The sequence below is a fragment of the Leptolyngbya sp. CCY15150 genome (assembly GCF_016888135.1).
In the GTDB taxonomy this organism is placed as follows: Bacteria; Cyanobacteriota; Cyanobacteriia; order RECH01; family RECH01; genus RECH01.
The window spans coordinates 93764-106048 of record NZ_JACSWB010000113.1 but is presented as its reverse complement, the minus strand read 5'-3'; the positions used below and the strand labels follow the sequence as shown (position 1 = coordinate 106048).

Annotated in this window: 9 protein-coding genes; 6 read left to right on the top strand and 3 right to left on the bottom strand. The window is 51.2% G+C overall.

The features are described from left to right. The first annotated feature begins 300 nt into the window (after nucleotides 1–300). From JUJ53_RS01895 to JUJ53_RS01880, 4 genes are all read left to right on the top strand, one after another. Nucleotides 301–891, top strand: a complete 591-nt coding sequence (locus JUJ53_RS01895; RefSeq protein ID WP_204150292.1) for a hypothetical protein — start codon at nucleotides 301–303, stop codon at nucleotides 889–891. An 88-nt stretch (nucleotides 892–979) separates the two neighbouring features. Further along, the gene (locus JUJ53_RS01890; RefSeq protein WP_204150291.1) at nucleotides 980–1726 is read left to right on the top strand and encodes a type 1 glutamine amidotransferase; all 747 of its coding nucleotides are present in this window, start codon (nucleotides 980–982) and stop codon (nucleotides 1724–1726) included. Next, nucleotides 1720–3570, top strand: coding sequence for a DUF1989 domain-containing protein (locus JUJ53_RS01885; RefSeq protein WP_204150290.1), 1851 nt, complete (start codon nucleotides 1720–1722; stop codon nucleotides 3568–3570). The genes JUJ53_RS01890 and JUJ53_RS01885 overlap by 7 nt, the downstream gene beginning before the upstream one ends. Next, nucleotides 3567–4094, top strand: a complete 528-nt coding sequence (locus JUJ53_RS01880; protein ID WP_204150289.1) for a hypothetical protein — start codon at nucleotides 3567–3569, stop codon at nucleotides 4092–4094. The genes JUJ53_RS01885 and JUJ53_RS01880 overlap by 4 nt, the downstream gene beginning before the upstream one ends. 244 nt (nucleotides 4095–4338) lie before the next feature. Here the strand turns inward: JUJ53_RS01880 and JUJ53_RS01875 are convergent, their stop codons facing one another. Together JUJ53_RS01875 and JUJ53_RS01870 are read right to left on the bottom strand one after the other, a co-directional pair. Further along, nucleotides 4339–5109 carry a hypothetical protein gene (locus JUJ53_RS01875; RefSeq protein ID WP_204150288.1) on the bottom strand — a complete coding sequence of 257 codons (771 nt, stop codon included), beginning with the start codon at nucleotides 5107–5109 and terminating at the stop codon, nucleotides 4339–4341. Nucleotides 5110–5114: 5 nt separating this feature from the next. After that, on the bottom strand, nucleotides 5115–6017 hold the full coding sequence (locus tag JUJ53_RS01870) for a hypothetical protein (protein WP_204150287.1): 903 nt from the start codon (nucleotides 6015–6017) through the stop codon (nucleotides 5115–5117). Between the two features lie 149 nt (nucleotides 6018–6166). Between JUJ53_RS01870 and JUJ53_RS01865 the strand changes: the two genes are divergently transcribed. After that, nucleotides 6167–7504: a TIGR04222 domain-containing membrane protein gene (locus JUJ53_RS01865; protein WP_204150286.1), complete on the top strand. Its 1338-nt coding sequence runs from the start codon at nucleotides 6167–6169 to the stop codon at nucleotides 7502–7504. A 301-nt stretch (nucleotides 7505–7805) separates the two neighbouring features. After that, nucleotides 7806–11492: a hydantoinase B/oxoprolinase family protein gene (locus JUJ53_RS01860; RefSeq protein ID WP_204150285.1), complete on the top strand. Its 3687-nt coding sequence runs from the start codon at nucleotides 7806–7808 to the stop codon at nucleotides 11490–11492. Here JUJ53_RS01860 and JUJ53_RS01855 read toward each other — a convergent pair. Continuing rightward, on the bottom strand, nucleotides 11489–12028 hold the full coding sequence (locus JUJ53_RS01855) for a carboxypeptidase-like regulatory domain-containing protein (RefSeq protein WP_204150284.1): 540 nt from the start codon (nucleotides 12026–12028) through the stop codon (nucleotides 11489–11491). The two genes, JUJ53_RS01860 and JUJ53_RS01855, sit on opposite strands and share 4 nt — an antisense overlap. Nucleotides 12029–12285 lie beyond the last annotated feature (257 nt).

Genomic DNA, 12285 nt, shown 5'->3' with positions numbered 1-12285 from the left:
CTCGGCGGATAGTTCTGAGGGATTGGTTAGTCATGGACATCTATCAGGTAGCTACACTACTTACCAGTATGCCAAAAGGTTTTAAAACACGCCCTAGTGGGGAGCTAAGTAGCTCCCTTTCGTTTTTTCCTGATGGCTTATTTCAGGCTTGGACGTTCCTGTCCTACGGCTATTCTTTTTGTACGCCTTACGATTTTTTCTGACCAGAGAGGTACATGTATGGCTGCAGAAGGGTTGGTTGCGTTGCTTCGGTATTTTCGGTTTCACGACGATCAATGGGTCGTCGCTGGAGCGCTAGGGATGAACCCATCGCAGTTCTCTCGCTACTTGAGTGGGAGGCAGCGATCGCCCAAGGCAGCCACTATTACGGAATGGTCGAAGGCTTGGGGGATTCCAGAAGACCAAGTGGAGCGGATTGTAGCCGACCCCATGGAGGCGCGACGGTTTTACCAAGAGCATGGGGAAAGATTGTTGCGGACGTGTGATCCACCACCCATGAATGGCGTCCGTCCCTTGCTGCAGCGAGAGTCCGTGTCCCCCGAAGCCCAAGATTTGATTGATAGCCTCACTCGGTTTGTTGAGTCGGTTGCGCCGAAGAGTGAGCAATCGCCCTACCTCACCCCCAGCCGCTGCAATTTTGTGGCCGGGGTGTTGACATCAACCTGTGGAAGTACGGACACAAAAAAACCTCCTGGCATGACTGAAGAGCGGGCGGAAGAAATCCAGCGTGGTGCGAGTTATTTGATTGATTCTGAGCTGGATTCAATTGCTCAGTTCACTGGACTTTCCATTGATCGCCTACGATCTGCTTGCACTGCCGAAGGCTGTCCCGTGTTCCCCGAAGATCCTAGCCGTAGCCAACTCGGCGCGATCGCCCCAAATTCCTTCTAGGGATTGATTCTAGGATATTGTTCATTCTGACAGTTTTTTGTGGATCGTTGCGCTAGGGTAGGAAGCGATCGCATGGACTAGACCGGCTATGAAATTTCTGGTGATCAAACATACGAGGTCGGAAGGCTTCGGTATCTATGAACAGTTTTGTCTCGATGCAGGCATTGACGTAGACTACGTTGAACTAGCCAAGGGCGATCGCTTCCCCGATCCCCAACTCTACGACGGCCTATGGGTCATGGGCGGGCCGATGAACGTGGAGGATGTAGAGCATTGCCCATGGATTGCCGATGAACTGGCGTTTATCCAAAGGGCGGTGCAAATGGGGCTGCCCTATTTTGGCACCTGTTTGGGCGCGCAAATGCTAGCCGCAGCCACGGGGGGACGGGTGGGATTCATAAACCAGCCCGAAGTGGGCCTGTTGTCCATTACCCTCAATCCAGCCGGGCAACAGCATCCCCTCCTCCAAGGGCTGGATGTGCAACCCAACGTCTTTCAATGGCATGGCCAGGCGGTGCTGCACCTGCCACCCGGAGCGACGGTGTTAGCCAGTTCACCCCAGTGCCCCGTCCAGATCTATGCGGTGGGCGATCGCGCCTTTGGTCTACAGTTTCACAGTGAAGTCACCCCGGCGGTGATGGATCGCTGGGTCTCCATTCCCGACTATCGGCAAGAGCTAGAGCGATCGCTTGGCGTGGCAGGACGGGAGGCGTTTCATCAGGCTGTCTATGATCAGGCTACCGCCATGGCCCGCGATGCTCGTATCCTGTTTGAAAATTTCGTAGCGATCGCTCAATCGTCTGAGACTGCCAGAGCAGGAGATATTGAATGGTAGCAACCGTAGAATCCATCTCAGGTGACAACCTCGCACCCCTAGGACAGGTGGTGGCAGACTATCGCATTGCCCCAGGAACAGCGATCGCCTATCCTGTTCAAGCAGGACAGTATCTGCAAATTTTAGATGTGCGAGGATCACAATGTTCAGATTTCCTGGCCTTTGCGGCGGCGGATATGAGCGAGGAGCTAGATAGCACGGTCACCCGCACCCTGAATAACTTAGCCATTCCCACCATTGGCTTACATGGTAAGTATTTCTCCAACCGAATGCGTCCCTTGGTGGAGGTGATTCAGGATACCTGTGGTCGGCATGATAGCTTTGTCCTGGCCTGCACGGCGAAATATTACGAAGATGCGGGTTATCCCGGTCATCCAAGCTGTAGCGATAATTTCAACAGCGTGCTGCAGCCCTACGGCATTGCGCCCCGTCTTGGCTGGGCGGCGATCAACTTCTTTTTTAATACCGCTGTGGATGATTCTGGGGCGATCGCGTCCGGAGAATCCTGGTCGCGGGCGGGGGACTATGTGCTGCTGCGAGCCCATGAGGATCTGCTCTGTGCTAGCTCCGCCTGCCCTGATGACATTGATCCGGCCAATGGCTGGCAGCCGACGGAGATCCATGTACGTATTTATGACCGAGGGGAATCCTTTCCAAAGGCCATTGGCCGCCGCGCCACGGCGGAGTCGGGTCTGCGCCTCACCCAACCCAGCGCGTTTACCCCCTGCATTCAGCGCCTCACCCAAGACCTCTCGGACTACAACGGCTTTTGGGTGCCCAATCGCTTTGCCCATCACGGTGTGCATGATGAATATTGGGCGCTGCGGGAGCGGGTGGTGCTCATGGATCTGTCGGCCCTGCGCAAATTTGAGATCGCTGGCGCAGATGCTCTACCGTTCCTGCAGCAGGTTTTTTCCCGCAATGTAGCAGCCTTTGCTGTGGGGCAGTCGGGCTATGGCTGTTTGCTCAACCGCCACGGCGGCATGGTGGACGATGGCATTGTGTTTCGCCTAGGAGAAAACGAGTTTCGCTATGTGGGCAACTGCGATCGCGATGGGGACTACCTGCGGCGGGTGGCGGAGCAGTTGGGGCTACGGGTAACCGTGGAGCCGGTGAGCGATCGCTGGCATAATCTAGCGGTGCAGGGCCCTGAGTCGCGCCATCTGCTGCGATCGCTCACGGAGTTTGCCCCTGCTAGTGGGCTGACGTCCCTAGAAAACCTAGGATATTTCCGCTTTGCTGCGGCCACGGTAAGTGGAATCCCCGTGGTGATCTCCCGCACCGGCTACACAGGAGAACTGGGCTATGAACTCTTTGTTCATCCCCGCCACGGCGCGGATCTATGGCAGCGGTTGATGACCGCCGGGCAACCCTTTGATCTTTTACCCATGGGCATGGCGGCCCTGGATCGAGCCCGCATTGAAGCTGGCCTGTTGGCACCAGGGATTGAATTTGATGAGCTGGTGTCGCCCTATCAAGCGGGCATTGGCTGGGCGGTGGCAATGAAATCTAAACCCGACTTTATCGGTCGTACAGCGCTGGAACGGATCAAGCCTTATCCGCCTCGGGTAGCCGTGGGGCTGGTGCTGGAGGGTCATGAGGTGGCCTGTCATGGTCAGTGTATTTACCCACGGGGCGATCGCGGTCGGATTGGCCAGGTCACCAGCGCCACGTTTTCGCCCATCCTCAACCGCAGTATTGCCATGGCCCAGATTGTGCCGGACTATGCCGATGATGGCACGGTGTTAGAGGTGGGCGTGATGGACGGCATGAAGCGCCGCATTGCTGCGACGGTGGGCCCCTTGGCAGCGTTTGATCCTAAAAAAAGTCGAGTGCGGGTATGACCTACGCAGCCGTTGATTTACGTCAAATGCCGTTGATTGATCTAGCCGGACAGGATGGTTTGCAGGGCGCGATCGCCCTCTTTGGCTCCCAGGTGAATCGCATTGCGCCGTTTCAGTCCACATCTGTGCAGTGGCAGGGCGCATCCGGCAGCTTGCTACGGCTCTGTGAAAACAACTTTCGCCTCCGTTGGCAGGGGGACGAATCTGCCCTCATCGCGGCCCTTCAGGCGGCAACGGCTGGGAGTTGGGTGCGATCGCTGCCCTGGTTAACGGCGATCGCCTACCCTGCGGCCCATCTTGCTGACCTAGTTCCCTTGATCACCCCCACGCCCCCCCATCAATTGATAGGGCTACCCCTCAACTGCGCCGCTGTTGGTCGATTCGAGGGGCGATCGCTCTTGGTGTGGCACCATAGGTTAGATGGACAGGCGGTGGTGGAACTGCACATGGCAACCATGCATCAAGAGGCGATCGCGTCTGGGTTAACGATGCAGCCTGATGGACTGGCAAGACATAAAGGCTAGGTGCTTAAAAGCACGGCTATACAGTCTAAGCCAGCCGTCACCGACTCACTGGACTTCATACGCAGACGGGTTTTGCTGGTATGGGCGCGACGTCTAGTCACCAGCGTGTCTGTATGGGCGATGATGGGATGGATTCGATCTGCAAGGGCGATCGCCAGCACCTACCCACTAACCTGGTTGCGATGCAGCTGGACTATGAAGTCCGGTTGAATGTTCATAGCTGCGACAAGCCCATTGAACCGCCTCACGTTTGTGCGTATGCAAGATGCAAGTTGGGACGCTCGTTGATGAACTGATCGTAAAATTGACATTTAAGCTGATAGGCATTCTCTTGAAGATTCAGGCAGTAAGCTAGAGCTTCTTGAGATGAAATAAGTCTCTTTAAATGAATGGCCAATTCTTGAGAATGGGTCAACCCTCCTAGAATGCTTTCCTGTCCAATATCTGAATGTCTGCTGTCATGGATCATATGGAAATAATAAAATTCCGATCTAATTTTATGTCGTGACTGTCCGTTGGATAGGCGTTCAGACATGCGTTGCCAGAGACAGGAATACTCAACTGAAACCAGCACCTCAGCCCAAAAGCGAAGAAATGCAACCAGCCCCACCTGACCATGCTGTTTTCCCAGACAACTGACTAGCTGCTGATAGCTCTCATGTCTAACCTTTTGAGTGGTCGATGTTTCCGGCGTTATTAATATCATGTCAGACGTTGCACCTAGATTGAGCAGATCTTGAAAAAGTAGCTCGCGATGAGAAGGTAGGGGAACCCCTTTTGTATTGCGTGGAAATTCTTCATTCAGAATCCCTCTAACCGTTCGCTTGATCTGCTCATCAGTCAGAGCATCAATCACAAATTCGTAAAGGTTGACGATAGAAAGGGACAAAAAGCGTCGCTGGATAAGCACCGCAAGTAAATCTTTCCAAGCGATCGCGTCAATCTGACTAAACAATGGATGAGCTCTAAACTTTGCAATTAAGGAAATCTCGAAATCATTGAGGGTTTCAATCATAATGTTCAACTTGTAAATAAGATTTTCAGATCGTTTCTCCAATTTTGATTTGGATATGGATAAAAGCGACGAGCAACGTGCCACATCAACTCAAAATCCTTTTGTAAGGTATGCGTGATGAGTTGATTGGCAGAGTTTAGCGTCAGCTCTAACTGGAATGTATTGATAGCAAGCGATCCGTGCAGAAAAGGTGATGCCAACATATAGCTACCAGCGCGATAAATGGCTAGGGAAGGAAGTGTATCATACAGCTTAATGTCAATAGGTTTAGACGTGCCTGAAACTCTGATGATGTTTTCTAATGTCTCCAGATTGGCAATCACGCAATCTTGAATATTAATTTCATTCTCGATGCTGTTATTACCATATCTTCTCAGAACTTCTTCTCTCAGCTTGGCTGCTTCAGAATAGGGCCAAGCTAGTAATATCCTGATCTGAACGCCATGTTGAAGACACCGGATGAGATGGTCAGAATAGTCATTCAAATTGGGTGCAAAGGTTTGGAGAATATCTACTTGCTTATGGTCTGAAGCATCTGATTTGATTAAATCATCAATGGCTTTTCCAAAGACATCTCTAGGAAAACTTGGATAAATGTAATTCAAGCCTATCTCTGAAAAGAAAATATCATTATTTTGATATTGAAGATACTGTTCAGTTAAACGCTTATGAAGTTGCGGAAGTTTATGCCCTTTCCCATCAATTTGAAACTTTTTATAGATATTCTTCAGTCTTTGGGTAAAAGCTTCTTCTTCAATTGTCGAGTATGACTGCATGTAGAATTCTAGCAATTCACGTTTAGTTTGACATTGAGCTTCTTGAAGACACATGACTACTTCCGCTTCAAGAGGTGTCAATCCATACTCTTGACAATTACAAAGTGCTTCCAAAAAAGACGTCCAACTCATAATCAGTCACCATTTGAAAACAGACAAAAGCAAAGAAGATATTCAGGAGCTCCCTTACACTTGATTACACTTCACTACATAGTCACAATATTTACTCATCTCTGGATGCAATTTAAGATGATTATAGCCTATCACCAAGTTTAGCAACTATGCTAGATACGTTCCAGTCAGCCCTTTATCAGCGGCTACAAGCATTTGAACTAGACGACCCAAACCACGAGTTTGGGTTTACTCGCCAGCTCATGAGAAACCAGGGTTGGTCTCTAACCTACACCCAGAGAGCGATCGCAGAGTATAAAAAGTTTGCCTTTCTCACGGTCGTTGCTAAGCATCAAGTGGTACCCTCTGATCAGGTAGACCAGGTATGGCACGCCCATTTGCTCCTCACTCAGTCCTATTGGAACGAGTTTTGCCCCAAGGTGTTGGGGAAGACACTACACCATCATCCAGCACGGGGAGGACGGTTAGAGCGCGCAGAATTCCATCGCCTCTACGCGCAAACCATCGCAAGCTATCAGCAGGTTTGGGGTTCTCCTCCCATTGACCTTTGGTCACCAGCCGATGTGCGGTTTGGCACAGAACTCAACATGCAGCGAGTGAGCTTAAACGATCATTGGGTCATTCCCAAGCAATATTCTTACCTAAAATTCGCCCAACTTCTGAGCATCATTGGCATCATTGCCCTCGTGACCATTGGCTGGATCAGTGCGGCACAAGGGTCTACCATTGAACCGGCGGCAAGTTATGTATCTATGAATCCGTCTGTTGTTGCTCTTTGTAGCTCTGCCATCCTTGGACTGATAGTACGCTATATAATCCGAAGTCCCGACCAACAACCCCAAAGACCTCAACTGGATATATATCAGATGGCTTATTTAGAAGGTGGGAAAGCACGAGCTGTGGACTTAGCGATTATGCAACTGGTATATCAAGGATATCTGTATCTCAATGTCCGACATCGAACTTTTGCTATCGCAAAGTGGTTGCCACCTGAAGCAACTAGTCTAGAACGACAATTGATGCAACAGGTTTGTCTAACTCCATCCCTACAAGATCTACGGCGAGTCAGTCAATACGACATGAATGGTCTACAAGGATCCCTAGAGCAAGAAAAACTGTTGATGAAAGGATGGGCCGCTTGTATGGGAAAAAGTTTGGGATACTTTATCTTCATAACGATTTTTAGTGGAATATGGATACCAGTTGTTGAGCAGTCTCTGGGTATTCAAATTTCAGATATGAGCAGCTTCACAGTTCTGCATCAATCGATTGGCATTGCTACTCTATGCTGTTTTGTACCTGGTGGTCGTACCCGTTGGGGTATTCGAACACTGATAGATATCAAGAACAACCACGATGCCTACAATCTCGCGCAGCGATTTGCCCTTTATGGGTATACTGTGCTTTCCGGGGGAGTCTTGGATGATTTGAAGCAGATTTTTAAGGCAGAAGAAGACGCAGCAAGTAGTGGTGGCTGTGGCTGCTAGTACCCCATGGCGAAAGTTGTATGATCAAATCCGGTTGAATATTCATGACGGTAAAAGCCTATATTCAATTCCCCTCTTCGCTGCTACTTTAGCAAAGAAGCTACAGACATCTGGATTGCCCAAGCCTTGAATGCAATTGTGCGTCTAACTGGATTTGATATAATGCAAGCAAGCCTTGTTAGGGTTCAGGTTATAGTATGAGGATAATGAGAGATAAGATCAAGCCCCTCATAGTATGAGAATGCAAGAGGCTGTTCTGAGCGTCATCAAATTTTTCGAACACATATCAGGAGTTTTAAGTATGTTAAACGTTTTTGCTGATCGCGGTGGAACATTTACGGATCTTGTAGCAGTAACAGATGATAGCGCGATCGCTGAACGCCTCTCCAGCCAACGTCGTTTTCAAGTAACAGCTTTGCCCCATCAGCAGTGGGTGATTGTCTATAAACTGCTGTCAGAACAGCCCGATCGCTATGCAGACGCTGTCATTCAGGGCATTCGCGATATTCTAGGACTGGCTGCCCACGAACCTATTCCTGCTGGACAACTGCAGCGGGTGAAAATGGGAACGACTGTAGCGACTAATGCTTTATTGGAACGGAAAGGCGATCGCACCCTATTCGTCACCACTCGTGGATTCCGGGATGTTCTGCGCATTGGCTATCAAAACCGTCCCAATATCTTTGCCCGTGAGATTGTCTTACCCGATATGCTCTATGACCAGGTGCTAGAGGTGAATGAGCGCTACACGGCCGAGGGCGAAGAATATCTTCCCCTCAATGCTGCTGAAATCGATCGCGTCACCCAAGCCATGCAGGCGGCCTACGATGACGGAATTCGCAGTTGTGCCATCGTATTGATTCACGGCTATCGCTACCCCGACCATGAACAGGCTATTGCAGCGATCGCCCATCAGGTGGGCTTTCCCCAGGTTTCCGTATCTCACAGCGTTAGTCCATTGATGAAGCTGGTGAGTCGTGGGGATACAACGGTTGTGGATGCTTATCTATCTCCTATTCTCCGCCGCTATGTAGACCAAGTTGCTGCAGCTCTGGAACCTGAGGAACCAGGAGCCTTACGTCCAAGGCTGGAATTTATGAAATCGGATGGTGGATTAACCGATGCTCGTTTATTTCAAGGAAAAGATAGCTTACTCTCAGGGCCGGCTGGGGGCATTGTCGGTGCCGTTAAAACAAGCGTGCAGGCAGGGTTCCATCGCATCATTGGCTTTGATATGGGCGGCACGTCTACCGATGTATCGCACTTTAAGGGTGACTATGAACGCACCTTTGAAACCGAGATCGCCGGGGTGCGGCTGCGGGCTCCCATGCTGTCGATCCATACTGTGGCAGCCGGAGGTGGCTCGATTCTATCGTTCGACGGAGCCCGCTATCGCGTTGGGCCAGACTCCGCCGGAGCACAGCCAGGGCCAGCCGGCTATGGCCAGGGCGGGCCGCTGACGGTCACAGACTGCAATATTATGCTAGGTAAACTACAGCCTGATTTCTTTCCTCAAGTCTTTGGCCCCAACGGGAATCTTCCCCTTGACCGGGAGGGCGTTCAGCAGGCCTTTGCGGAACAAGCAGTTCTAATTGAGGAACAAACGGGCGATCGCCGCACACCAGAACAGGTGGCAGCAGGTTATCTAGCTATCGCCATTGATAAAATGGCCAATGCGATCAAAAAAATATCGGTGCAGCGAGGATATGATGTCACAGACTATACCCTGTGCTGCTTTGGGGGTGCCGGTGGCCAGCACGCTTGCCTAATTGCCGAAGCCTTGGGCATGACTCAGATTTTTCTCCATCCCTACGCCGGCGTTCTTTCCGCCTATGGCATTGGTCAAGCAGATGTGCGCAGTCTGCGAGAGGTGGCTGTAGAACAGCCCTTATCACCGGATATGCTACCGCAGTTATCTCAACTTCTGGATACCTTGCAGCAGGAGGCGATGGCGGAGGTGATTGGCCAGGGGATGACAGAGGATACCTTGCAGTCTATCCGTAAAGCCCATCTGCGCTACGCAGGCACAGATTCAGCACTCCTCGTGACCGCTGGCAGTATAGATGAGATGCGATCGCAGTTTGAAGAGCAGCATAAGCAGCGCTATGGCTTTATCATGCCAGATAAAGATTTAATCATTGAAGCTGCTTCCGTCGAGGTGATTGGTCAGACGCCTCCCTTAGCGGAATCTCAGGTGTCTACCCAACGTGACAGTCCCCTCCAGGCGATCGCCACTGTAACAGTATATAGCCATCATCAGTGGCATCCTGCGCCCGTCTACCATCGCGCCGATCTGTGCCCCAGCGACACCATTCCTGGCCCAGCTCTGATCATTGAAGCGACGGGAACCAATGTGGTGGAGTCTGGCTGGGTGGCATGTTTAACAGAGCATAACGCTCTGATTCTGCGCCAGGTTGCTGCTGTAGCCGCCGAACCCTTAGATCTAGACCACGAGACAACGTCTACTCCTGATCCTGTACTCCTGGAGATTTTCAACAATCTCTTCCAATCCATTGCGGAACAGATGGGAATTACGCTGCAAAATACAAGTTATTCCGTCAACATTAAAGAGCGCCTCGACTTCTCCTGTGCCCTGTTTGATGCCCAAGGTCAGCTTGTTGCCAATGCTCCCCATATTCCAGTTCATCTGGGCTCTATGAGTGAGAGCGTCAGCAGTTTGATGCGCGCCCAAGGCGATCGCCTCCAGCCGGGCGATGTGTATGTCTCCAACAATCCCTACAACGGCGGCACCCATTTGCCAGATATTACCGTGATCACGCCTGTATTTCTAAATCATGATCAGCCATTATTTTACCTGGCCTCTCGGGGGCATCATGCTGACATTGGCGGCATCACCCCCGGCTCCATGCCTCCCTACAGCACCCATTTGGATCAGGAGGGCGTGTTGCTGGATAACGTGCAATTGGTGAATCAGGGACGTTTCTGCGAGGCGGAGATTTTGGACCTGCTCACGTCCGGATCTCACCCCGCCCGCAATCCTATCCAGAATATCGCCGATCTAAAAGCTCAAATTGCCGCCAATGAGCGAGGCAGCTACGAACTGCAGCGCATGGTCGATCACTATGGCTTATCGGTTGTGCAGTCCTATATGCAGCATATTCAGGATAATGCTACTGCTTCGGTGCAACAGGTCATTGAACGGTTAAGCGATGGTCAATTTACCTATGAGCTAGATGATGGTAGTCAGATCAAGGTGGCGATCGCCCTCAACCATCGCGATCGCACTGCCCATATTGACTTCACCGGCACCTCTCCCCAACAGCCCACCAATCTCAATGCTCCCCTAGCGATCGCTAAAGCTGTGGTGCTGTATGTCTTTCGCAGCTTAGTGGATGATCAGATTCCCCTGAATGCTGGCTGTCTGAAACCTCTGCGCATGACCATCCCCGAAGGCTGCTTGCTCAACCCTTGTTACCCAGCGGCGGTGGTTGCTGGTAATGTGGAAACCTCTCAAGCGATCGCCAATGCCCTCTATGGAGCGCTGGGCATTATGGCCGCTGCTCAAGGAACCATGAATAACTTTACCTTTGGTGATGCTCAGCATCAATACTATGAAACCATCTGTGGTGGTTCAGGTGCAGGGAAAGATTTTAACGGAACCGATGCCGTTCAAACTCATATGACCAACTCACGGTTAACGGATCCAGAGGTTCTAGAATGGCGGTTTCCGGTGTTGATCAATGAGTTCTCCATTCGCGCCCACAGTGGCGGTCTGGGGCGTCACACTGGCGGCAATGGGGTCGTGCGTTGCATCCAGTTCCGTCAACCGATGACCGCAGCTATTTTATCAGGGCATCGCCGTATTCCACCTTTTGGTCTGCATGGAGGAGAGCCAGGGCAACTGGGACACAACTGGGTTGAACGTTGTGATGGTGCCATTGAACATCTGCCCGGCAATGCTGAAGTGGCTATGAATGCAGGGGACACCTTCGTCATTGAAACACCGGGAGGAGGAGGTCATGGCTAAAACGTAGCCTGTTCATGATTGGTTAGCGTCACGTCCGCCACCTCTCCGGGGCGGACGTCAACGGAGGTATAGTAACCATCGCCGGAAAAAGAATTAAGATAAAGATCAGTGTCATACTGAGCCATCAAGGTATAGCTACCCGCAGGTAGCTCCACCCAAAATTCACCATGGGCATCACTCGTCACCTGGCCAAGCAGTTGCGCATGGTGCTCAGCCTCTTGCACTGCCCAGCGAGGACTATCGCCGGAGATCTGTCCTGAAAAGATCCAAACCGTTGTTTGTACAGGCTGCTGGCTCTGGCGATCGCCTGATCGCCCCCCTCTAGGCATAAAATTTCCGGTTAATTGGACAACTCGTCCACGAATCCCTTGCGGCTCCGTAGGCGACGACGATTGGATATCAGCCATCATCTGCCCCTGTACGGTTTGATGTTGCCCAACGCGGGCTTGCCCTGCCTGTTCATTCATCGCTATATATCCCACAACAACACAGGCTAGAATCGACTTGACCACAATAGAAACTAAGTACTGTAGCATCATTCAACGACCCTCTAACCTAGCCAAGACCTGCATTCCAGAGCGTTCTTATATCAATTCTTCAACCTGTCGCTACATAGCTTCAGAGGCCTCAACGTCCCTCTTTCTCTGGGAGAGGGATTGAGGGTGAGGGCAACATGTAGCGAGCCATCCAAGAATTGGTATTATGCCTGGATGCACATCTACAGGTAGACTACCATCTTCCTCTCAGCCATTCCGGAGGTTACAAACCTGAAAACAACGACTTGCTCCCACGA